This window comes from Methylophaga sp. (assembly GCF_030651745.1).
The window spans coordinates 80,299-104,796 of record NZ_JAUSCC010000025.1; the positions used below are offsets into that span (position 1 = coordinate 80,299).

The following is a 24,498-nucleotide window of genomic DNA, read 5'->3' on the forward strand; positions in this document are numbered from 1 at the left end:
TTTCGGATAGGAATAGATGATGAATCATGAGACTTTAATTTTTGTTTGTGGGGCACTACGTTCTGGTACGTCCCTGCTTCACCTTATGCTCAATCATCATCCCGAACTGAAAAATCCAGGGGAATTTGATTTTTTCTTTGATATGGTTACTGATGATTACCAATCTCCAGAATTACATAACTATGAAAATTGGCTGCTTAATCACCGCATTTTTCTATCAAAAAACTTGTTTTTCCCTCGTGAAGCAAAAGAGTATTCTGAGGTTCTGAAATCATTCAAAGACCAGCTGAGTGAGGAAAATAAAGTCTTGTTAATTAATATACACAGACATTTTGACAAGATTCCTAAGTATTTTCCTGAAGCTAAATATATACATTTAATTCGAGATCCTCGGGACGTTGCTCGATCTAGCATTGGTATGGGCTGGGCCGGGAACGTTTATTATGGTGTGGATCACTGGATTGAAACAGAACGTTCTTGGTCTAAACTCAAACCTACTCTTTCCGACAACCAGTACATAGAAATTTACTTTGAAGATTTGATTACTGATCCTCAAGTAACTCTGGAAAATATTTGCGAATTTACTGGTGTGACATACACAGACTCAATGTTGAATTACCATGAGTCTTCAACTTATGAAAAACCGGATGTGAGTCTCATCTTTCAATGGAAAAGAAAGCTTTCTGAAAGTGAGGTAAAACAGGTTGAAAGTAAAGTTGGTGGAGCATTTGATAAACTTAAATATGAAAAAAGTCAGTACGAAAACTTCAAAGGCTCGCTATTAGAAAAAGCTTATTTAAAAATCCAAAATAAGCTGTATAAGTTACAATTCTCAATTAAAAGATATGGTCTTTTTTTAGTCATTCGAGAGCGATTATCTCGCTGGTTAAATTTGGCCAATCAATCCAAAACTGTACGCACTGAAATGAATGAGATCGACAAGTCTGTAATTAAATAAGGATTTAGTTTGCTTACACTTGCTATTGTTATCATAAATTATAAGACCCCTGGTCTTGTAAAAGCTGTATTGGAATCATTAAAGTCGGAAATTGATGCAAACTCAATGCAAGTGATAGTAGTTGATAATGACTCTCAGGACGACTCACTAAGTCTACTGAGTGTTTGGATTCAGGAAAACCACGCTGCTACCTGGGTGAGATTAATTGATGCAGGTCACAATACCGGATTTTCTGGCGGTAATAATATCGGAATACGTTCGCTAAAGGCTAAGAACTATCTCTTATTAAATAGTGATACGATTGTCCGTCAGGGGGCAATATCGTTACTCTTAGAAGCGGCTGAACGAAACACTGCTGTAGGAATGGTTAGTCCGCGGTTGGAATGGGAGGATACTACCCCACAAGAAAGTTGTTTTCGCTTTCATTCTCCAATTAGTGAATTAATAAGATCATCAAGTACTCGTTTTATAACAAAACTATTTTCAAAGTATGTCGTTCCACAGCCTGTAACTAGTGAGCCGGGTTTTTATCAATGGACAAGTTTTGCTTGTGTATTAATTAAGGCAGAAGTCTTTGAGCAAATTGGCTTGCTGGACGACGAATTTTTTATGTATTTTGAGGATGTTGAATTCAGTTATCGAGCGGTACAAGCGGGTTGGAAAGTATTAAATATTCCGCAAGCACATGTTGTTCATCTGAGGGGGGGGAGCTCTCCACTTAAATCCCAAGCAAAACTTAGAAAACGCTTACCAAGATATTTTTACGAGTCACGTACCCGTTATTTTTATCTGGTTTATGGGCATGTTGGCTTATTGGTTGCAAACTTACTTTGGACCTTTGGAGCGATAATTGCCCATCTTAGATCTATAGTTTCCAAGCAGTATCAATCCAATATTGCTGAAAAACAATGGCGTGATACGTGGATAAATTTCCTGAAACCAACTAGAAACTACATACATCCTAAAAATTATGACAAAACCTGATTTTATCATCATTGGTGCCATGAAAAGCGCTACAAGTACGTTACATGAGCAGTTGGCATTGCAACCTGGGTTTTATATGTCAACACCTAAAGAACCTAATTTTTTTAGTGATGATGCTGTCTTTAATTTAGGACTTGATTGGTATGCTGATCTTTTTTCGGGTGCCCAAAAAGATGATATTCGTGGTGAATCGAGTACGCATTACACAAAGCTTCCAGACTATCCGTTGACGGTCCAGAGGATGAAAGCCTATCTCCCTTCTTTAAAACTAATATATGTTGTTCGCCACCCTGTGGATCGTTTGGTTTCACATTACATTCATCAATGGTCACAAAATGTAATCAAAACCGATATCAATCATGCGATCGATGAGTTTGATGAGCTAATAAATTACAGCCGATATTCAATGCAAATTGCTCCATTCATTGAAGCCTATGGGGCGCAGAATATCCATATTGTGTTTTCTGAAGCATTCAGGGTCAGACCGCAATATGAGCTTGAAAAGGTAGCAAGATTTCTAGGTTACGATAGACCAGTCGTATGGTATGAAAATTTGCCAGAGCAAAATGTATCTAGTCAACGCGTTCGACGTTTTAATGGTTATAACACGGTTGTTAACAATCCAGTTTTAGCTTGGTTGAGACGCACTTTTATTCCACAAAGTTTACGTGAAGCTGTGAAAAGTCAATTGACGTTAAAAAGTCGCCCACAGATTGATGAGCGACATAAGCAAAAATTGACACAAATTTTTAATGATGATTTGTCATCATTAGGTCAGTTGCTCAACGTAGATCTTAATCTGCAGAATTTCAAAGAAAAGGCTCAGAGTATTGATGCCAGTTTAGCGCCAAAAATGCAGCAAACGAGTTCAACATCATGATTTCATCAGAGGTTGCAGACTGGGAACGTGAAAGGATAAAAAGTTTTTGGTCACCAGCAAGACAACTTTTAAAAAGTATCCGTGATTATCAGAAAAGCTCCAGTAAAAAAAGCTTGCTGGCTAAATTCAATAAAAAAATAGCCGTGATTCGCTATCGTTTTTGGTCAGCAATTGCAGGAGCTGATATTCCGATTAATGGTGACATTGGTGGTGGGTTATCTATTCCACACCCTAATGGAATTGTCATACATCCTGAAGCAAAAATCGGAGTAAATTGCCTGATACATCAACAAGTGACAATAGGCATTAGTCGTAAAAGCACTAAGGCTCCTACTATTTACGGCCATGTAGACATCGGTGCGGGCGCTAAGATAATTGGACCAATTATCGTTGGTGAGCATGCCCTAATCGGAGCTAATGCCGTCGTTGTTAAAGATGTGCCTGCTTATGCCATAGTTGCTGGGATTCCGGCCAAAATTATTGGTACTACAGCTGAGGGTGACCACATTGTCTGAACTAGTTTCTGATTATCAATTTGATTCTCAGGTTGGTGCTGTTGTCATCGGTCGAAATGAAGGTGCTCGATTAAAGCAATGTTTAACCTCATTGTGCAATGATATTGAGCATATTGTGTATGTTGACTCGGGTTCTACAGATAACAGCGTAGAATTTGCTATATCGTTGGGTGTTACTGTTGTTTGTTTAGATTTATCTCAGCCGTTCACAGCTGCCAGAGCCCGCAATGCGGGGTTGGTAGCTTTGGTTGAAAAGCAACAAGCTTTAGCTTATGTTCAGTTTGTTGATGGAGACTGTGAAGTTCAGCCCGGTTGGTTAGCTAAGGCCGCTGAGTTTTTAGATAGCCATAGTGATTACGCCGCTGTATGTGGACGCAGGCGTGAAAGATTTCCAGAGTCGAGCGTTTATAATCTTTTATGTGATATTGAGTGGGATACGCCAGTTGGCGAAGCTAAATCCTGTGGTGGTGATGCTTTATTCCGTTTAACTGCACTTCAGGCTATGAATGGGTACCGGGAAAGTCTAATTGCAGGCGAAGAACCAGAAATGTGTTTCAGGATGCGTCAAGTAGGCTGGAAAATTATGCGTTTAAATGTTGAAATGACATTACATGATGCTGCAATGACGCGATTAGGCCAATGGTGGAAACGTAACCAAAGAGCAGGTCATGCTTTCGCGGAATCTTATGCCATACATGGCCAATCTGCTGAAAAGTTTCGACGCTCAGAGTGTAAAAGTATCTTATTTTGGGCTGCTATTTTGCCAATAGGTATTTTGGGGTTAAGTTTTTGGCAGCCTTATTCCTTACTACTGTTATTGATTTATCCGCTTCAAGTCATTCGATTGACAATACGATATCAAAGTCGATTTCAAAATCTAAAACAACCATTCTGGTATGCCCTGTCAAACGTAGTTGGGAAGTGGCCTCAGTTATTCGGAATGCTGGAATTCAAAAAAAATAGTTTACGTGGTGTTCGCAGTCGCTTGATTGAATATAAATAAAGTTACTTAGCGTTCACTATAAATAGGGATTTGTATGAGTGATAAACAAGTAGTTGGTGTAGTAGCAAAAAACTCAATTGCTTATATCGAGGCTATTTTTGAAAGCTATGAAAATGATCTAACAGTTGTTTTATTGCGTGATGCAAACGATAAGCGAATTGAAATTACTGGTGTTTCCAAAGTCATTGAACCTGAAAATAAGACTGGGTGGTATAAAAAACACTATACCTTCCGTCATGATAGTTCATTGGCACAAATTGCATTTACTTCTGGGACAGAAGGTGAACCCAAAGGTGTGCTTTTAACTCACGAAGCTCTATCTGATGTAACGGATCGACTCAACGACATTATGGAAGTGGATAGTTCCATAAGAGAATATGTCGGCATACCTGCAAATTTTTCATTTGGATTAGGTCGTTTCAGAGCTGTCTCTGCTGCAGGAGGGCAAGCATTTCTCCCGGATCATGGTTTTGATCCACTTGAAATTCGAGATATGTTGGAGGCAGATGAAATTAATGCTGTGTCTGCCGTACCGAGTTTATGGCGTGTCTTATTAAAAAATAAACAAATTTTTGGACCTGAAGCACAAAAATTAAAATGGATTGAGATCGGTAGCCAATACATGAGCCGGTCAGAAAAAGAAGAGTTAAAAGCGTTATTTCCTAATGCCAAAATCGCTCAACATTATGGTCTGACGGAGGCTTCCCGTAGTAGTTTTTTGAGAATTGATCAAACTGAAGGTGAACACCTTGAGTCTGTTGGCAAAGCTTATGGTAAAACTGAATTTAAAATTTCAGATGCGGGTCGCATCTGTATTCGTGGCCCGCATGTGGCAACTAAATTACTAAAAAATGGCGAATACGTTAGCAATGTTGATGAAGATGGGTGGTTTCATACCAGTGACTTAGGTCGTATTGATTCCGAGTTTCTTTATTATCTCGGCCGTGCAGATGATCTTATTAATTGTGGTGGTACAAAATTATCACCAGACGCATTAGAACGAGAAATACGGCAAGCTTTAGGTATTAAAGAAGGAGTTGCTATTGCTGCAGTTGATGACGAATTAACTGGTCATGCGGTTTTAGTTGGCTTTTTAAAAGACTCTTCACTTGATGAATCACTTTTAACAAAAGCAGCTTTAGATGCGGTTGCGTCGTTTGGTTTGAATAATCGTCGTGCCATAAAGCTTTTTGCAATTGATGAATTTCCTGTTACATCAACCAATAAAGTAAAAAGAAAGGAATTAGCAGCTCTTTACCTTGAACATCTAGAGACAACTAAATCTCAACCTTTGAAACAAACGTCATCTGCATCAGAACAACCTTTGACTGAAGAAGAGAGCAGAATCGCTGCTATATGGTGTGATGTACTTAAACTCGACAATATAGATGTCGATTCGAGCTTTTATGATCTTGGTGGAGATTCTCTTTCTGCAATAAGTGCTTTGATTGCTATGGAAAGCAAGGGAGTGCCAAGTAATATCTCAAAAGGCATGCTTCAAGGTATGACGATTCGTGAGATTGCAGCTAGGCTTGAGACGACTTCTTCACTATCAGAAGCTCATCAAATACGTTCACCTGTTATCCGCAATAGTATGACTATTAATATTGTCCGCGGGTTGATGGTATTAATTGTTATTTTTGCTCACTGGCATCAAGGATTTCTTGAACGTATACCGGGCTTTAATGCAGAGGGCTTTACTGCCATGATGGGGCCTTTACTCGCTATGGGTACGCCTGGCTTCGTTCTGATTTATGGCGTTGGTGCTGGTTATTCTCTATTCCCGTTGATGGAACGAGATCCAAATCGTTTGAAAAGTATATTTTTCAAAACCTCGATTTTTCTGTTTATAGGGATATGTCTGCTTGCTGCTGTCCAATTTTGGCGAAAAATTGAAACCAGGATAGAAGGTGTAACGGTTACCGATTTTACAAATTCTTTTTTCTCGGTTTTAACATTCTATTTGCTTATTTCAGCGACCTTATATTTTTGGTTCAAACTTATTAAGCTGTGCAAAAGTCCGATCGCATTATCCTTATTACTCGCCATTGTGTCCTATGGTTTACATGTATTTTTCTTTGATAAATTTGGAGTGTTACAGACAGAAGGGCTTTTTGAACTCATAAAGCTGCTTTTTACAGCAAAATATGCATATTTTTTGATGTTGTCTGGGGTTTTTATTGGGTTGGCTACTGGCATGTGGCTCAATCAAATGGTTAAAACACAAACTAACTTTTCAATACTGTTCATAGCAGGGCCAGCGCTTATTTTTACAAGCATTATAATTTGGTATTACAACGCAGGGATGGATGCATGGGATGTATGGCCAATTAGAGAAATTTATCTTTGGCGCTGGTTGGTTTATGCCGGTGTAATTATGTTAATGCTTGCTATCTTTGAACGCTTGTTAATCAATTATGATAAGAGTCCAAAGTTTTCTAGGCTTTTTTTGCAAATACTCTCAGTGATTGGGATGCTAGCGTTTCCTCTCTTTGTTCTTCACGAAATGGTTATGCCAATGAAGGCTATTTTAGTAACTTATGGTCTTTCGGAAATTTGGGCTTTATTTTTACCAATGGCAATATTCTTTGTAATTAGTTATTTCATGCTCAGAAAATTGCATACCGTTAGTTTCCAATAATTTTTAGGCTCTTATGGATAATAAATATCTTTTAGTTTCACCTTGTCGAAACGAAGCCGCTTACATGCGAATTACGCTTGATAGCGTGGTTAATCAAACAGTTCAGCCAGACTTATGGGTTATCGTGGATGATGGCTCTACTGATGAAACGCCGGCAATTCTGGCTGAGTACGCTGAGCTATATCCATTTATAGAAATCATCACTCGTGAAAATCGTGGTCATCGCAGTGTGGGACCTGGAGTTATCGAAGCGTTTTACCATGGTTATGATCAAGTTGATGTTTCAAAATTCGATTATGTTTGTAAGTTTGATTTGGATCTTGATTTACCAGCTAAATACTTTGAAATTTTGATCGAACGCATGCAGCAGAATCCACGCATTGGAACCTGTAGTGGTAAAGCTTATTTTCGTGATAAAAAATCTGGAGAGTTGATAAGCGAAAAATGTGGCGATGAAATGTCAGTGGGTATGACCAAGTTTTATCGACGTACTTGCTTTGAAGCGATTGGTGGATTTGTCCGTCAGGTTATGTGGGATGGAATTGATTGTCATAAGTGTCGCCAACTCGGTTGGATCGCCGTGAGTTGGGATGAGCCGGATTTACGATTTATACATTTGCGTCCAATGGGGTCAAGTCAACAGGGAATCTTCACTGGTCGTATGCGTCATGGATTTGGTCAATATTTTATGGGTACAGGTTTGACTTACATGACAGCATCTTCAGTGTTCAGGATGTTGCATCCACCATATTTTCTTGGTGGCGCGGCTATGTGGTGGGGCTATGTAAAAAGCATGCTGCAGCGCAAACCGCGTTTCGAAGATAAAGAACTGGTAAGGTTTATTAACAAGTATCAATGGCAATGTTTACTAAAAGGTAAAGCCAAAGCTACGGAAGAGCTAAATGCCCAACAGGCAATAGTGTGGGAACAGCAATATGCCTGATAAGGCCCATGCTTCACTCAAAATTGCCTATTTAGCACCTGAGATTCCGGCGCTTTCTGCCACCTTTGTCTACAACGAGATTTTGGAGCTTGGCAAGCATGGTATAAAAGTAAAGCCATTTTCTGTTCATCGACCGTCACATATTGCTTCTGAATCATCGCTAGCAGAGTTAAAAAAAGACGTTTTCCATTTATACGAAACATCAAAAGGACAGGTCCTTGTAGACAGCCTTACCATGCTTGTCACTCATCCGATTGGTTACTTTAAATCTATTGGTAGACTATTGAGCGATATCTGGCGTCAAGGTGTGATTTCACGTTCTGCCTTAGGTCTTGCTTACCGTTTTTTTTATGCTGCTACTTTGGCTAAACAATTAAAACAAGCCAATATCCAACATTTACACGTGCACTTTGCCCATATTCCAACGGATATCGCTATGTATGCTTCACCGATGGCGGATATCAGTTTTAGTGTGCAGGCCCATGCAAATGATTTATTTGAAAGAGGCTGGTTGTTGAAACAAAAAGTCTCGCGCGCCGTTTTCTTTGCAACAATTTCTGAGTTTAATCAGCGGTTCTTGGAGAATCTGCAGGCTGATTCCAACAAGATCAAAATTGTACGTTGTGGAGTGGATCAAAATTGGCAACCTCCAGCCAAAACAACCAACAAGAATGAGATTTTTACGATTGGAACAGTTGGTAGACTGGTTGAAAAAAAAGGTATTGATACTTTAATCGATGCAACCGCAATGTTAATAAAACAAGGCCGCGAGGTAAGCTTAAAAATTGCTGGTAGCGGCCCTTTAGAAAACTCTTTAAAACTACAATTAGATAACTTAGCATTACCCGAAAAATCGGTGGAGTTCGTTGGTGCATTGTCACATGATCAGGTTGCCTCATTTATCACGGGATTAGATTTATTTGTATTGCCTTGCAGGGAAGATCTGCAGGGGGATATGGACGGTATTCCTGTCGTATTGATGGAAGCTATGCTATGTGGAGTTCCTGTAATTTCGACAGAACTATCCGGAATCCCGGAACTAGTGATCAATAACATCTCGGGCCTAACCGTAACGCCTGGTAATGCTGCTGAATTATCAATGGCAATCACAAAAATTATGGATTCCATTGAGCTACAACAGAATTTGGTGTCAGGAGGAAAACAGAGAGTCAATGATGAGTTTCTGTTGGATACAAACGTATCCAAACTTATCAGCTTCTTCAAAGTAGCTGTGAATTAATAATCATTTAACTTTCTGGAATGGCAATATGGAAGCTGAGTCTCAAGTTATAAGAGTTTTGATTGTAAGTGAGAATGCTACCGACCAGTTTGGTGGCGAGTCCATATTACCCTTACATTATTTTCGTTTTTTGAGACAGGCAAATGTCTCGACTTGGTTAATTACACATGAGCGGGTAAAAGAGAGGCTCACAGAATTGTTAGGTGAAGATCTGCAATATGTGATTTTTATTCCTGAAACCCCTTTATTTAGTAAGCTGCATAGTTTGGGACTTCGTCTTTCACCAAGAGTCAGGGCCATTTCCACACAATTTCTGATGCAATGTTTAACACAATTTTATCAGCGAAAATTGACTAAAAAAGCGGTTAAAACTTATGGCATTAAAATAGTACATGAACCGGCCCCGGTTTCTCCAAAAAGACCCTCTGCATTATTTTTCGTGGACTGCCCCGTGATTATTGGGCCTATGAATGGCGGGATGGATTTTCCTCCTGGCTTTAGCCATATGAAAACGATGAGTGAAAAAGTCCTTTATTTTCCACTACGTTTGGTTTCTCACTTTGTGAATTTAGTCATTCCTGGAAAATTGTTTGCAAATGTATTGCTAGTTGCCAACCAGCGAACAAAAAAAGCCTTACCATTATTCAAGTTTGGCCGAGTTGAGGAGTTGGTTGAAAACGGTGTAGATCTTTCTTTATGGACTGCTCCTGGTGAATTTGTGAAACATTCTCAACAAGAGGTTCATTTCGTATATGTAGGTCGATTAGTGGATTGGAAATGCGTAGATATCCTAATTGAGGCATTTAAACATTTACGAATTAATATCAACTGCAAATTATTTATTGTGGGTGGTGGGGATGAAAAAGAAAACTTGATTAGAGCAGCTGATTATTTAATAGATAATCAAGTTGTAGAATTTCTTGGTTGGCTAACGCATGAAGAAATACAAAAATTACTCGCTGAAATTGATGTATTAGTTCTCCCAAGTGTAAGAGAGTGTGGTGGAGCAGTGATACTTGAAGCTATGGCGATGAAAAAGCCAGTAATTGCTGTAAATTGGGGGGGGCCGGCAGATTACGTCACTCAATCTACAGGTATATTGCTCAACCCCACAAATAGACAAAATCTTTTATTAGAGTTAATTGCCGCAATGGACAAAATGGCACAGGATAGTATGTTCAGAAAGCAATGCGGAGAATTAGGTTATCAACGGGTTCTAGAAATATTTAGTTGGCAAGCCAAAATCAAAAATATTATTGAAATTTATCATCAGGTGATACTGGATAAACATGCAAAGTGAAAAACAACTAGAACAATATTTACTTTTGGGTTTACCAATTCATGCTTTGTCAGTTGAAAAAGCTTCATTAGAAATATCTTCTGCTATTCAGAATCGTGCTAAATGTTTTCTCTCCACTCCAAACCTTAATTTCACCGTTATGGCCCAAGATGATCCTGTTTTTTTTAACTCGGTTATTCATAGTGATTTGGTGGTAGCGGATGGAATGCCATTAATTTGGATCGCCAAATTAATGGGACTGCCAATACATGAACGTGTTGCCGGATCTGATTTGTTTGCCTTTTTATCGAATCAGCCGCGAGAACAAAAAATTCGTGTTTTTTTCTTTGGTGGTGAAACCGGTATAGCTGAAAAAGCCTATCATGAATTGAATCGAACCAGTCCAGGTATGGAGAGTTGTGGGTTTTACGATCCTGGTTTTGTTTCAATTGACGACATGAGCACGGATTCAGTTATTGAGCATATCAATGCTTGTGAGCCGGACTTTATCTTGGTGGCGCTAGGTGCGAAGAAAGGTCAGCGCTGGATCATGCATAACAAGGATAAGTTAACAGCACCAGTGATCAGCCATTTAGGGGCCGTTATCAATTTTGTTGCTGGTAGCGTTCAACGTGCTCCCGATAAATGGCAGAAAATTGGTTTGGAATGGTTATGGCGAATTAAACAGGAACCTAAGCTCTATAAACGATACTTAGGTGATGGCTTAAGATTTTTAAAGATGTTGTTAACTCAAACATTACCTCTAGCATTTTATTCCAAAAAGTTAGGTAACAAAACAGATACTAGTAATGGTCAGGTTTTAGCTGATACATTACCGCCGCAGGAAAAATTCATAGTTTCTCTTAAGGGCAGTATTTCCTCTGAGAAGATGAACGATTTAGAGAATGTACTTCAGTTAGCACTATCAAGTGACAAAGATGTCGTTATTGAAGGTGCGGAATTACAATTTTTAGCAATGGATACGATTGCCAGATTATTGACCTTCCAAGGGCAGTTGCAACAAAAGCAGAAAGTAATGTTATTAAAAGATTTTCCTGGCGAAATGATAACTTTGCTACGGATGAGTAGCGTTTTAAATAGATTCAAGTTAATCTGACTTGATTGCGTGTTTGCAGGGTATTTGATGGGGGTCAAGGTTGTTAAATATTAAGATGGCAGGGATGTTTATCCTGGCGCTCACGCTTGCAATTGTTGCATATTGGGCTGGTTTAGCAGAAGCAGTTAATCGCTGGAGTAATCAAGAAGAATATAGCCATGGTTTCCTTATACCATTGGTTACCATCTTTATTCTCTGGGAAAAACGCCATTTAATTAATGCGACAAAAGGACCACCGATGTGGTCTGGCGTGCTCGTCAGCTTTATTGCGGTTGTAATCTTTATAGTTGGTGAAATCAGCGCACTTTACTTGCTTATTCAGTATTCTTTTGTATTGATGTTGCTTGGCTTATCAATGATTTATGTTGGCAAGGCCACAAAATATACGCTTGCTCCTATCCTTTTATTACTTTTCGCTATCCCATTACCTTATGTAGTTGAAGTTGTTCTGACCGCCAAACTCCAATTGTTTTCTTCCTGGTTGGGCGTTCAGGTTATTCGAATGTTCCAGATTCCGGTTTTTCTGGAAGGTAACATTATTGACCTGGGTGTTTATCAGCTGCAGGTGGTTGAAGCCTGTAGTGGTCTGCGGTATCTGTTTCCATTGATGAGCCTTGGTTTTATTGCTGCATATTTTTACCAGGCTGCTTTTTGGAAACGTGCAGTCGTATTTTTGATGACTATTCCAATCACGATTTTCATGAATAGCTTCCGTATTGGCGCTATTGGTGTGATGGTCGATAATTGGGGTATTTCGATGGCAGAAGGTTTTCTGCATGACTTTGAAGGCTGGATTATCTTCATGGCCTGTGCTGCCATGCTGTTTTTATTAGTTGTATTGCTGGAAAAAATTGCTCCAAGCCGTAAGTCGTTATCACAATTATTTGGCGTAGTAGATCATGCATCAGCCAACAATATGTTTAGAAGTTCCAGCAAACCCTATTCATATGGTCCATTTGTTGTTTTCATATCCATTCTTTTGATTGCATTGATTTCAACCAAGTTTGTCGATAGTCGAGTTGAGGAAGTCCCTCCTCATGAAGATCTGATAAGTTTCCCGTTGCAATTCCCTGATTGGATAGGCCAGCATGACAAGCTTGATGATAGGGTCGTCGATAAGTTGGGCATGACAGATTATCTGTTTGCTAACTTTACCGGTATCGATCGTAATATTGTGAATGTCTATGTTGCGTATTATGAGTCCCAACGTAAAGGTGTCTCCCCACATTCACCCCGGGTATGTATTCCGGGCGGAGGCTGGGAAATAGCCGAATTCAATCGTACTGAAGTAGATGGCCAGCCAATTAATCGGGTAGTTATCAAAAATGGTGATCAAGAACAGTTGGTATATTACTGGTTTCAGGGGCGTGGCAGACAGATTGCCAATGAGTACACGAATAAGTGGTATCTATTTAAAGATGCATTATTGGAAAACAGAACTGATGGTGCTTTAGTTCGTTATGTGACTCCTGTTTTGCCTGGAGAAAGTCATCAAAATGCTGATGCTAGAATCCAGTCATTAATGCAGTATACGTCACCAGAATTAAACCGCTATATCGCAGATTAGTCAGGAATATGGATATGAAAAATTTTAAACGCACGGTCTTAGCCGCAGTTGTAGCCGGAATGATTTCAGGGTGTGGTTCAGCTGAGGATTCATCAGCACGCTTTATTGAAAGTGGTAAAGAACTGATGGATCAGGGCGAGTTTGACAAAGCTCGATTGGAATTCAGAAATGCCCTACAAATTAATCCACTGGAAGCCGAAGGTTATTATCAGTTGGCTTTAATCGATGAAAAAGGGCAAAAGTGGAAAGGTATGTACTCTAATCTGGTGACAGTGGAGTCCTTAAACCCTAACCACGTTCCAGCAATTGTCAAACTTGGTCAGCTGCACGTTGTTTCCGGCCAGTTAGATGAAGCAATGAAAAAAGCTGAAAAAGCTTTATCCCTGGAACCTGAGAATACCGATGCCATTTTGTTGAAAGCCACCACGCTTATCAAACAGGAAAATTTTGGTATGGCTGAAACTGAGATCAATCGTGTATTGGCGATTGATTCAAAGCATATGGAAGCCCTGACAGCAAGAGTTATGTTGTATAAAAACAGTGGTCGAGCCCGGAAGGCTCTGACCGCTGCAGATGAGGCTTTGGCAATGCATCCTGATGCCATGCCATTAAAAATGATTAAGCTCAGTATTTATCAGGAGCTTAATGATTATGCTGCAATGGAGTTGTTATACCGCGAATTGTTACCGGAATATCCAAATGAGAGCTGGGTTGCCGTATCACTGGCCAAGTTACTCAACGATTCAATGAATCGTTATGATGATTCCAAAAAAGTACTTGAGGATTATGTCACCAACAATCCTGATGACGCTGAAACCATTATGTTATTAGTCGCCTTGATTAATAGCCGTGATCCGGATTTGGCAATGATTAAACTGGATGAATTTATTGCGGCGAAACCAAATAATCAGGAATTGCGGTTTGCCAAGATTGAAATGCTAAGTATCCAAGGCAAGCAAGATCAAATGATTTCTGAACTGGAAGCCATTATTGCTTCTGAGCCAACCAGCGAAATTGGTTTACGTGCCAGAGCGAGTATTGCTGGTATTAAAGCCCAGGATGGTCAATTCGAAGAAGCCGAAAAGATGGTAAATGATGTTTTGGCTGTCTCTTCAGAACACGAACAGGCGTTATTGTTAAAAGCCAAGTTGCAATTGAGAAATGAGCAGATCGATTCTGCGATCAGTAATTTAAGGGTCTTGATTCGAAATAACTCCGAGCTTGATGAGGCGATGGTACTGTTAGCTCAGGCCTATGCATTAACCGGCTCATCTGAGCTGGCTGAAAACAGTTTCCGTCAGGCTTTATCAGTTAATCCGACAAATCCGCAAGCGGCGTTGTCAGTTGCCAGTGTATTAATGCGTGGTAATGATTTAGACCGTACCGAACAGGTTTTAGTCAGAGCATTGAGTGGTAATGCTGGCAATGAAAACTTATTACAAGCATTGGCTCAAATTCGAATTTTGAAACGTGACTGGGCGGGTACGCAACAAGCTCTTGATGGTTTAGCTGATAGTTCTGCGTTAACCCATTTATTGACTGCCCAAATGTATCAAGGCTTAAATGACAATACTTTAGCTATTGCTGAATATGAGGCGGCACTGAAGATAGATCCAAATATCACCAGAGCATTACAGCAGATTATGGCCATTTATTATCAACAAGATCAGAAAGAAGATATTGTGACTTTTCTGAATGATCATATTGCCAACTACCCAGAGTTGACCAATGGCTATCTGGTGTTGGCAGACTTCTATCGTACGGATGGTAATTTGCCAGAAGCTATCGCCACCATCGACCGTGCTTTAGCTAACGATGATGAATGGACTGCAGGATACAGCTTGAAAGCTAACTTGCATTATCTGAATAGTGAACCGGATGCAGCGATAGCAACGTTTGAAGAAGGGCTGTCAAAAACACCCGAAGATAATCAGTTAGCCATGCAGTTGGCATCCACTCATGAGTCTAAAAAAGAGTTCGAAAAAGCACGTAAGCTATACGAAGAAGTCATTGCACGTGATCCTTCAATAGATGTTGCTGCAAACAACTTATCCAGCTTGCTTTCGGATCAGTTTGAATCACCAGAAAACTTGCAGCGTGCGCTGGTATTATCCAGTCGTTTTCGTGATTCCGAGCAGCCTTATTTCGCGGACACTTTTGGTTGGGTGAACTATAAGCTGGGTAATTACGAAGATGCCAGACCAGCCTTGGAAAGAGCTGCTGCAAGTAATGATGCCATCGCATTATTCCATTATCATTTGGGACGTTTATACGTCGCGTTAAAAATGCCTGCAGAAGCGCGTCAGTCATTTGAACGTGCGGAGCAAAAGGCTAATGAAGAAAATGATGCAGAGTTGGTTGGCAAGATTGGTGAACAATTAAATCAACTGTAATGGGCTTAATTTCATTAAGCAACAGCCGAAATTGTTGCTTAATGATTGAGGTCACTGGTGCAATTCGCTATCTTAGTTTTATTGTTAAAGTGACTATCAAAAACAGTTAGACGATAAGGTTTGAAATATAGCTAGTTGCATACCTGATGAGCAGGAATACAAAGCAGTTTCCGCAATGCTCTAAATCAAAATTTAATGAAGCTAAGTTTAAGGAGTACCGCCTGTGGAAAAGGAGAATATAGTTTGGCATAAGCATAAAGTCAGCAAAGCAGATCGCAGCCAGCAGAAAAAGCAGCGTTCTGCCATATTATGGTTCACTGGTTTAAGCGCTTCAGGAAAATCCACGATTGCCGGGGCAGTAGAACAAGCTTTAGTTGAACTGGGGCATCACACCTATCTCCTGGACGGAGATAATGTCAGACATGGATTGAATAAAGATTTGGGCTTTTCTGACGAAGATCGGATCGAAAACATCCGTCGTATCGGTGAAATGGCCAAATTGTTTGCCGACGCCGGATTAATCGTGTTGACAGCTTTTATTTCCCCATTTAGGTCTGATCGCCGATTGGTGCGCGACTTGGTCGAAGCTGACGAATTTGTCGAAGTGTATATGGATACCCCGCTAAGTGTATGTGAAAAGCGGGATCCAAAAGGGCTCTATCAGAAAGCGCGTCGTGGCGAAATTAAGAATTTCACAGGCATTGATTCCGAATACGAAGCACCTGAAGCGGCTGAGGTCACTTTGAATACAGCTGAAAGCGATATTTCTGAGTGTGTGGCGCAGGTCATTGAGTATTTACGCACCCATAACATTATTCACACTTAGGCAAAGTATGCGTTTTATTGATGTATTTAATGGCGATGCCGATGGCATTTGTGCGCTGGTTCAATTGCGACTGGCAGAACCAAGAGATTCTGAGTTAGTTACTGGTATCAAGCGAGATATCAATTTGTTAAAACGAGTTCAGGCAACCAGCGGCGATAAGGTGACCGTGCTGGATATCTCGATGGAAAAAAATATTACCGATTTGACTCGCTTGCTTGATGCCGGCGTTGAAGTGTTTTATGCCGATCATCATCAACCTGGCGATATTCCACAACATTCTGGCTTATCGGCACATATTGATATGGCTGCGACGACCTGTACTTCATTGATTGTCGATAAGTATCTTGGCGGGCAGTTTCATGAATGGGCTATCACAGCCGCCTATGGTGATAATTTGACTGAAGTGGCGAAGCAACTTGCCAATGAAGCAGGTTTGAATGAAGCACAACGAGCAGAATTAAGCTCATTGGGAATTTACCTTAACTATAACGGTTACGGTGCCAATACAGACGATTTATTATTTCACCCGGCTGAGTTATTTAAGCAGTGTGTTGCTTACGCTTCGCCATTTGATTTTATACATGACAATCGTCCAGCATTTGAAAAACTCTCTACTGGCTATAACGATGATATGCGTGCGGGTTTAACCATTAAGCCAAAATACCAGACTGATAAGCTAGCTGTTATTTGTTTACCAGATGAAAAATGGGCACGCAGAGTAAGTGGTGTTTTAGGTAACGAACTGGCAAATCAATTTCCGGATCGTGCCCATGCGATTGTTTCGGTAAAAGATGCTGATCATTATCTGGTCAGTTTGCGAGCTCCTAATTCCAATCGTAGTGGGGCTGATGAGGTTGCCGGTCAATTTCCAACCGGTGGTGGACGTAAAGCCGCTGCAGGTATCAATTCTCTGCCAATAGATCAACTTGATCAATTGATACAGGCGATGGAAAAACAATACACCTAGACAGCTATTGTTGAAATTAAAAGCCTTGCAGAGTCTAATCTGCAAGGTTTTTTTATGCTTGGTAGTTAACCCGCCATTCGTCTTAACACATCATCTTTTTGAATAAAGTGGTGATACAAAGCCGCAGCAATATGAGCCAATACCAAAAATATTAGCAAGAAAGCAAAAGGGGAGTGCCATTCACCTAAAGCAAGTGCCCAAGGTACTTCTCCAGCGGGTTTGCCAACGAGTTCATAGCCGAATACTTTGACTGGGTAGCCTTTGCCATGAATATATAAGCCGCCAAGAAAGGGCATAACAAGCATAGAAAGATACATTAAGCGATGAGCTATTTTGGCGATAACGCCATCTAAACCAGGATTAACAGGTCGTTGTGGTTTTTGTTTTAAAGTCCAAAATAATCTTGCTACCGTCAGAATTAAAATGATTGCTCCCATCGTTACGTGCCATTGGCCAAAGGTATCACCTAGCCAATGCTCACCCTCATTTATGCGATCAGCAAATTTGAAAAATTGCTGCAGCACTACGATTGCTATCACCCAATGAAAAATACGCGTTATGGACCCATAACGTTCATGGTTGTCATGTAACATTTCACTCTCCTTTGCTTGCCATAATTTTTTATATGCACGAGATAGCCACATCTCGTCGTTTCAGTATAAAAACGTCAACTTTAAGTGTTTATTAAGAGAAAGCAATTAAGGTGATCTGCCGTGTCTAATGGGGCGTGTTGAAACGTCACGGAAATGAGCATGAATTTGTTCAAGCCGAGCATACACATGGTCAATAAATGCTTGTGCAACACGCGATGGATATTTCCCCATGGGGTGGACCAAGCACCAGGAGCGACGAATTGGAAAGTCTGGAATATCTAACGTTTTTAGTATGCCCGTCTGTAATTCGGCCAATACACTTAGCTTTGGCAAAATAGCCACTCCAAGACCTGCTAACACTGCATGTTTTATGGCTTCATTTGAACCTAATTCCATTAACGGGTTGAGCTGTAATCGATGTTGCTGACAATGTTGTTCAACTGCAAATCGTGTTCCGGATCCGTTTTCACGTATTAACATTGGTTCAGCAAAAAACTGTTTAGCGGATAGAGGTAATTTTTCAGACAAATTATGTTGTGCGGGTATCACAGCAATCAATTCATTATCCAAAAACGGCAGCGTAGATAATGATCGGCCCTCAGGTATCATGGCCATAATCACTAGGTCATCGATATTTAGTTTTAATCGTTCTAGAGCCTGAGCTCGATTCACTACTTCAATATGCAAGTTGATAGCAGGATATTCTTCGAGAAAGCTACTTAATAAGTGAGGTACTACTGATTGAGCAGAACTGACAATACTCATCTTCAAATCACCTGATAGCGCTTCACGTAACAAATTCAATTCGGTTTGCAGTTCACTCATTTGCCCGAATAGCCGTTCGATAAAATTGGCCACCCGTTCACCAGCTTCGGTGCAATACAGTTGCCGGCCGATATATTCGAATAATGGCTGCTCCAGAGCGTTTTCCAGATGACGCATTTGTGAGCTCACCGCCGGTTGGCTCAAACCAAGATGTTCCGCGGCTTTACGATAACCTTTGTGTTGATAGACCGCCTGGAATACCTGCATTTGTCTTAAAGACAGCCGAGTTAATAATTGTTGCAGGCTGAGCGCCATGATTTTGCACCTGATAAGTGAGTGATAAGTTTTTACTTATCGATGAATTATATTTAATTGATTTTTGTTTATCAGTATTTTGTTTTACGCTTTGCCCACAAATTTGGCCGAGGCTGAGCTATGTTGAAAAAAATCCTGATCGCCAATCGTGGTGAAATTGCTGTACGAATTGTCCGGGCTTGCTCAGAAATGGGTATTCGTTCAGTAGCTATTTATACTGAACCCGATCGTTATGCCTTACATGTAAAGCGTGCCGATGAATCTTATTCGTTAGGCGAAAATCCACTGGAAGGCTATCTCGACCCAGTTCGTCTGGTAAATCTGGCGGTAGAAACCGGCTGTGATGCCATTCATCCCGGTTATGGTTTTCTCTCAGAAAATGCCAAGTTCGCTCGTCTATGTGAACAAAACGGCATTATCTTTATCGGGCCAAAAGCTTCCGTTATTGAAAAGATGGGTGATAAAACCGCCGCTCGTGACAGTATGCGGAAAGCTGGCGTGCCGATCACTCCAGGCTCGGACGGTAATCTTGAAAATGTTGAAGAAGCATTAATCGTTGCCGAAGAGATTGGCTATCCAATCATGATCAAAGCTACTTCGGGCGGTGGTGGCCGAGGCATTCGCCGTTGTGATACGCCTGCTGAACTTAAACAGCAGTTTCCCCGCGTTATATCCGAAGCGACCAAGGCATTTGGTTCAGCCGAAGTATTTATGGAAAAGTGCATTGTTAATCCTCGGCATATCGAAGTACAGGTATTGGCTGATAGTCATGGCAATGTGGTGCATTTATACGAACGTGATTGTTCAATCCAACGGCGTAATCAGAAACTGATTGAAATAGCTCCCAGCCCACAACTCACTCCAGAGCAACGTAACTATATCGGCGGGCTGGCAGTAAAAGCTACCGAAGCAGTCGGCTATGAAAACGCCGGTACGGTTGAGTTTCTGCTTACCGGGAATCAGGTGTATTTCATGGAAATGAATACCCGGATTCAGGTCGAGCACACCATCACCGAACAAATCACTGGTATCGATATTGTTCGTGAACAATTACGTATCGCTGCGGGCGAAACATTACGTTACCGGCAGGAAGATATTCAATATCGCGGTTTTGCTCTGCAGTTTCGTATTAATGCTGAGGATCCAAAAAACGATTTCCTGCCCAGCTTTGGACGTATCACACATTATTATGCACCAGGTGGCCCAGGCGTTCGGGTGGATACCGCAATTTATACCGGTTATGAAATCCCACCGTATTTTGACTCAATGTGTTTGAAGCTGGTGGTATGGGCATTGGATTGGGAAGATGCAGTAGATCGTGGTCGCCGCGCTTTGGATGATATGCGTTTGCATGGTATTAAAACCACTGCCAGCTATTATCAACAAATCCTTAAACATCCCGATTTCAGAGCAAGAAAATTCGATACCAGCTTTGTTGCTGCCCATCCCGAATTACTGACCTATTCAGATAAACGTCATCCCACCGCATTAGCTTTGGTGCTGGCAACCGCCATCGCCGCGCATGCAGGCTGGTAAAACAAGTTAGCCGGAGAGAATTGTTATGAAACAAATTCAAGTTACCGATGTGACTCTGCGTGATGCACATCAATCGTTGATTGCTACCCGTATGCGTACCGATGACATGTTGCCGATCTGTGAAAAGCTGGATCGTGTGGGATTCTGGTCATTGGAAGTGTGGGGCGGGGCGACATTTGATGCCTGCGTGCGTTATCTGAAAGAAGATCCCTGGCAGCGCCTGCGGTTGTTACGCGGCATGTTACCCAATACTCGTCTGCAAATGTTGTTACGTGGACAGAACCTGTTGGGCTACCGGCATTATGCAGATGATGTGGTACAGGCGTTTGTTGCCAAAGCCGCTGAGAATGGCATCGATGTGTTCCGAGTGTTTGATGCACTGAATGATATGCGTAATCTGGAAACGGCATTAAAAGCTGTGAAAGATGCTGGAAAGCATGCACAGGGCACCATCAGTTACACCACCAGCCCAGTACATACGCCGGAATTATTTGTGGAACAGGCCAAAACACTTCGCGATATGGGGGCTGATTCGATTGCGATAAAAGATATGGCAGGCTTATTGGCACCGTATCCGACTTATGAGTTGGTTAAAGCTATTAAATCTGCTGTGGATTTGCCGTTGGTGATCCATAGTCATTCGACCTCGGGTCTGGCACCACTGTGTCAGTTAAAAGCCATTGAAGCAGGTGTGGATCGCATTGATACGGCAATCTCGTCTTTCGCGGGCGGCACCAGTCATCCGGCAACCGAAAGTCAGGTTGCGGCATTAAGAGGCACCGAATGGGATACCGGTCTGGATCTGAATCTGCTTTCGGAAATTGCCGATTATTTCCGTGAAGTACGGAAAAAATATCATCAGTTCGAAAGTGAGTTCACCCGCGAAGATGTCTCGGTGCAAATCAATCAAGTGCCGGGCGGCATGATGTCCAATCTGGCCAATCAACTGAAAGAGCAGAATGCTTTAGACAGGATCCGTGAAGTATTTGCCGAGATCCCAAGAGTCCGTGAAGATCTGGGGTTTCCGCCTTTAGTAACACCAACTTCACAGATTGTCGGTACTCAGGCGGTATACAACGTATTAAGTGGCGAGCGTTATAAAACCATTACTAATGAAGTTAAACGTTATCTGCTGGGCGGTTACGGCCAGCCACCGGCGCCGATTAATGTTGAACTGCAACGTAAAGCCATAGGCAATGAAACGGTGATGGAAACTCGTCCAGCCGATGCTATTGCGCCAGAAATGGACAAATTACGCGCCAAAATCGGTGATTTGGCGACCTGTGAAGAAGATGTATTGACCTTTGCAATGTTTCCCGACATTGGTCGCGAATTTCTACAACAACGTCTGGATGGCACATTACAACCCGAACCGCTGATTCCGGAAAGTAAAGGCAAAGCAGCAGGAACTGTTTCCACAGAATTCAAAGTTGATGTCCACGGTGAAAGCTACGATGTGGCGATTACCGGTGTAGGTGATGTCGGTGGTGGAAAGCGTAAGTTATATGTGTCAGTCGATGGCATGCCGGAAGAAGTGGTATTTGAAACCATCAGTGAATTCGTTTCGGGCGGTTCACAACCGGGGCGCAAGAAAGCTAGTGATCCCGGTCATGTCACTACACCGTTACCAGGTAACGTAGTGGAAGTCCTGGTCAACATTGGGGACAAAGTAAACTCCGGTCAATCGACGATGATTATCGAAGCAATGAAAATGGAATCTGAGCTGCTGGCTAATATCGACGGTGAGATCACAGCGATTCATGTCAGCAAAGGCGACCGGGTGACACCGGGTGAAGTGCTTATAGAAATTGCTTAATTATTTCCAGATAAAAACCGGGGCATGTCCCCGGTTTTTTTACAATTCAATATCGTTTGTACTATCCAGACTATCGTAATAAATAATCGCCAGATAACGGATAGGCATTTGCAGAATATTTTCTGGTCTATGTGGTTGCTCGGCATTAAACGTCAGCGAATCACCAGGTTCCAAAACATAAAGCTCGTCACCGACGGTATATTCCAGCCGGCCTTCCAACATATAAATGAACTCAGTACCCGGATGTTCAAACGGTGCAAAGATTTCGCCCTGTTCTTCCAAGGTAATTAAAAACGGTTCAAACAGTTTTTTCGGGCCTTGATCGTATGCCAGCAGATGATAGGTGTGGCCGCATTTTGTGCCACGTCTGACCACTTCCATTCCTTCGCCATTTTTAACGTACTGCGCACCGCCTTTTGGCGTGTCGTAGTCATGGAATAATTTGGAGAGTGTGACCCCCAGCGCATTGGCCAGATGTTCAAGCTTTTCCAGACTGGGAGAGGTGAGGCCATTTTCAATTTTACTCAGCATGCCTCGACTTAACGCTGCACGTTCGGCAACTTCAGCAATGGTCAGCCCGTTTTCCAATCGTAGATGCCGCAAGGTGTTACCAAGATGCTTATCCAGCGATTTTGGCGCGGAGTCCGTTCCCGGTATTTCATTTTTTTCGTTCACATGGATTTCCTTGTTCACCACACAGTGCCTTGATCATACACGAAATTTTAGTTTGTTCTGCGCTAGTTGATTCATATGGTGAAACAAAGTTTAACAAATCTATTGACAGCGAAAAACACAAATGCGTAAATAGAGCTAAAGTTTCACTGAGTGAAATAAAGTTTACTTAGAAGGTGGTAGAGCAAGCTACTCCTTTGGTAGTAGATGGGATGGCAATACAGCAAGAGGATTATTCATGCCGTTACGTTTGTTGAAATACGCAATCAGCCGGGAACACCCGGCACCACGCTTTTTCCGTGACTGCGTTGAGCCAAAGAAAACCTATGATGTCGTTATCATCGGCGGTGGTGGTCATGGTCTGGCAGCAGCGTATTATCTGGCAAAAGATCACGGCATCACCAACGTAGCCGTTCTTGAAAAAGGTTATATCGGTGGCGGTAATACCGGCCGTAATACCACGATTATCCGTTCCAACTATCTGACACCGGAAGGCGTCAAGTTCTACGATGCCAGCGTCAAGATTTATGAAGGTCTGTCCGAAGAGCTGGATCTGAATCTGTTTTATTCCAATCGTGGACATTTCACGCTGGCGCATACCGAATCAGCGATGCGTACCATGCGCTGGCGGGCTGAGGTCAACAAACACGTTGGTGTGGAAAGCTATGTCGTCGGTCCAGAGGAAATTTCCAAAGCCTGCCCACAACTGGATATTTCCTGCAGCGGTCAGGCACCTATCTTAGGTGCGTTGTATCACGCGCCGGGCTCTGTTGCCCGCCATGATGGTGTGGCCTGGGGCTATGCTCGTGGCGCAGATCAGCTGGGTGTGGAAATTTTCCAGAACACTGAAGTAACCCGCATTGATGTGAAAGGCGGCAAGGTCTGCGGCGTGCAAACCAATAATGGTTATATCAGCACCAATAAAGTGTTGTCAGCGGTAGCAGGATTTACCCCGCGTATTACTCAGATGGTGGATTTGCAAACGCCAATCGTCATTCATCCTTTGCAGGCCTGTGTCACTGAGCCAATGAAACCCTGGCTCGATACGATTCTGGTTTCCGGCAGTTTGCATGTCTATGTCAGTCAGTCTTCGCGCGGCGAGTTGGTGATGGGCTCATCTTTAGATCCCTATGAGATGCACTCGACCCGTTCATCACTGGATTTCGTTGAAGGACTGACTTCACATATCACCGATATGTTTCCGTTTCTTTCCAACGTCAAAGTAGTTCGCCAATGGGCCGGTATGGCGGACTTAACCCCGGACTTTGCCCCGATCATGGGCAAAACACCGATTGAAGGTTTTTATCTGGATGCCGGCTGGGGAACCTGGGGATTCAAAGCCACCCCTATCAGTGGCAAAACCATGGCTGAAACCATCGCCAAGGATATGGCCCCGGAATTAATTAAGTCATTTCGTTTATCACGTTTCGAAGATTACGAATTGACCGGTGAAAAAGGTGCCGCTTCAGTCGGCCATTAAACGAGAGT

The 24,498-nt window shown here is 41.9% G+C and carries 20 protein-coding genes; 17 read left to right on the forward strand and 3 right to left on the reverse strand.

The features are described from left to right. Positions 1–16: 16 nt before the first annotated feature. The 14 genes from Q7V21_RS02515 (at position 17) to Q7V21_RS02580 (ending at position 17,313) form a co-directional block, all read left to right on the forward strand. Entirely contained in the window at positions 17–958 is a 942-nt protein-coding gene (locus tag Q7V21_RS02515; RefSeq protein ID WP_304915771.1) for a sulfotransferase, read from the forward strand. A gap of 9 nt (positions 959–967) precedes the next feature. Beyond that, positions 968–1,942, forward strand: a complete 975-nt coding sequence (locus Q7V21_RS02520) for a glycosyltransferase family 2 protein (RefSeq protein WP_304915772.1) — start codon at positions 968–970, stop codon at positions 1,940–1,942. Then, positions 1,929–2,822 carry a sulfotransferase domain-containing protein gene (locus tag Q7V21_RS02525; protein ID WP_304915773.1) on the forward strand — a complete coding sequence of 298 codons (894 nt, stop codon included), beginning with the start codon at positions 1,929–1,931 and terminating at the stop codon, positions 2,820–2,822. Before Q7V21_RS02520 ends, Q7V21_RS02525 begins: the two co-directional genes overlap by 14 nt. Next, positions 2,819–3,337: a serine O-acetyltransferase gene (locus tag Q7V21_RS02530; protein ID WP_304915774.1), complete on the forward strand. Its 519-nt coding sequence runs from the start codon at positions 2,819–2,821 to the stop codon at positions 3,335–3,337. Before Q7V21_RS02525 ends, Q7V21_RS02530 begins: the two co-directional genes overlap by 4 nt. After that, the gene (locus tag Q7V21_RS02535; protein ID WP_304915775.1) at positions 3,330–4,340 is read left to right on the forward strand and encodes a glycosyltransferase family 2 protein; all 1,011 of its coding nucleotides are present in this window, start codon (positions 3,330–3,332) and stop codon (positions 4,338–4,340) included. Before Q7V21_RS02530 ends, Q7V21_RS02535 begins: the two co-directional genes overlap by 8 nt. A gap of 34 nt (positions 4,341–4,374) precedes the next feature. Continuing rightward, the gene (locus tag Q7V21_RS02540; protein ID WP_304915776.1) at positions 4,375–6,981 is read left to right on the forward strand and encodes an AMP-binding protein; all 2,607 of its coding nucleotides are present in this window, start codon (positions 4,375–4,377) and stop codon (positions 6,979–6,981) included. A 13-nt stretch (positions 6,982–6,994) separates the two neighbouring features. Then, the gene (locus Q7V21_RS02545) at positions 6,995–7,924 is read left to right on the forward strand and encodes a glycosyltransferase family A protein (RefSeq protein ID WP_304915777.1); all 930 of its coding nucleotides are present in this window, start codon (positions 6,995–6,997) and stop codon (positions 7,922–7,924) included. Next, entirely contained in the window at positions 7,917–9,164 is a 1,248-nt protein-coding gene (locus Q7V21_RS02550; protein WP_304915778.1) for a glycosyltransferase, read from the forward strand. Before Q7V21_RS02545 ends, Q7V21_RS02550 begins: the two co-directional genes overlap by 8 nt. Before the next feature lie 28 nt (positions 9,165–9,192). Then, on the forward strand, positions 9,193–10,464 hold the full coding sequence (locus tag Q7V21_RS02555) for a glycosyltransferase family 4 protein (RefSeq protein ID WP_304915779.1): 1,272 nt from the start codon (positions 9,193–9,195) through the stop codon (positions 10,462–10,464). Further along, positions 10,454–11,560 (forward strand): WecB/TagA/CpsF family glycosyltransferase, encoded by a 1,107-nt coding sequence (locus tag Q7V21_RS02560; RefSeq protein WP_304915780.1) that lies wholly within the window; start codon positions 10,454–10,456, stop codon positions 11,558–11,560. The genes Q7V21_RS02555 and Q7V21_RS02560 overlap by 11 nt, the downstream gene beginning before the upstream one ends. A 55-nt stretch (positions 11,561–11,615) precedes the next feature. Then, complete coding sequence (gene xrtD / locus Q7V21_RS02565) at positions 11,616–13,127, forward strand: VPLPA-CTERM-specific exosortase XrtD (RefSeq protein WP_304915781.1); 1,512 nt, start codon at positions 11,616–11,618, stop codon at positions 13,125–13,127. A 14-nt stretch (positions 13,128–13,141) separates the two neighbouring features. After that, positions 13,142–15,520 carry a tetratricopeptide repeat protein gene (locus tag Q7V21_RS02570; RefSeq protein ID WP_304915782.1) on the forward strand — a complete coding sequence of 793 codons (2,379 nt, stop codon included), beginning with the start codon at positions 13,142–13,144 and terminating at the stop codon, positions 15,518–15,520. Positions 15,521–15,743: 223 nt separating this feature from the next. Beyond that, the gene (cysC, locus tag Q7V21_RS02575) at positions 15,744–16,346 is read left to right on the forward strand and encodes an adenylyl-sulfate kinase (protein ID WP_304915783.1); all 603 of its coding nucleotides are present in this window, start codon (positions 15,744–15,746) and stop codon (positions 16,344–16,346) included. A gap of 7 nt (positions 16,347–16,353) precedes the next feature. Beyond that, complete coding sequence (locus Q7V21_RS02580; RefSeq protein WP_304915784.1) at positions 16,354–17,313, forward strand: DHH family phosphoesterase; 960 nt, start codon at positions 16,354–16,356, stop codon at positions 17,311–17,313. Between the two features lie 65 nt (positions 17,314–17,378). Here Q7V21_RS02580 and Q7V21_RS02585 read toward each other — a convergent pair whose 3' ends face one another. Together Q7V21_RS02585 and Q7V21_RS02590 are read right to left on the reverse strand one after the other, a co-directional pair. Next, on the reverse strand, positions 17,379–17,906 hold the full coding sequence (locus tag Q7V21_RS02585; protein ID WP_304915785.1) for a cytochrome b: 528 nt from the start codon (positions 17,904–17,906) through the stop codon (positions 17,379–17,381). 105 nt (positions 17,907–18,011) lie between these two features. Next, positions 18,012–18,986, reverse strand: coding sequence for a LysR family transcriptional regulator (locus Q7V21_RS02590; protein ID WP_304915786.1), 975 nt, complete (start codon positions 18,984–18,986; stop codon positions 18,012–18,014). A gap of 120 nt (positions 18,987–19,106) precedes the next feature. Here Q7V21_RS02590 and Q7V21_RS02595 point away from each other — a divergent pair, with 120 nt between their 5' ends. Next, positions 19,107–20,522 carry an acetyl-CoA carboxylase biotin carboxylase subunit gene (locus tag Q7V21_RS02595; protein ID WP_304915787.1) on the forward strand — a complete coding sequence of 472 codons (1,416 nt, stop codon included), beginning with the start codon at positions 19,107–19,109 and terminating at the stop codon, positions 20,520–20,522. A gap of 25 nt (positions 20,523–20,547) precedes the next feature. Then, complete coding sequence (gene oadA, locus Q7V21_RS02600) at positions 20,548–22,338, forward strand: sodium-extruding oxaloacetate decarboxylase subunit alpha (RefSeq protein ID WP_304915788.1); 1,791 nt, start codon at positions 20,548–20,550, stop codon at positions 22,336–22,338. Positions 22,339–22,377: 39 nt separating this feature from the next. On the opposite strand, the gene Q7V21_RS02605 is transcribed toward oadA, so the two are convergent. Then, complete coding sequence (locus Q7V21_RS02605) at positions 22,378–23,013, reverse strand: helix-turn-helix domain-containing protein (RefSeq protein WP_304915789.1); 636 nt, start codon at positions 23,011–23,013, stop codon at positions 22,378–22,380. 235 nt (positions 23,014–23,248) lie between these two features. Here Q7V21_RS02605 and Q7V21_RS02610 point away from each other — a divergent pair, with 235 nt between their 5' ends. Then, on the forward strand, positions 23,249–24,490 hold the full coding sequence (locus Q7V21_RS02610; RefSeq protein ID WP_304915790.1) for an FAD-dependent oxidoreductase: 1,242 nt from the start codon (positions 23,249–23,251) through the stop codon (positions 24,488–24,490). The last annotated feature ends 8 nt before the right edge of the window (positions 24,491–24,498 follow it).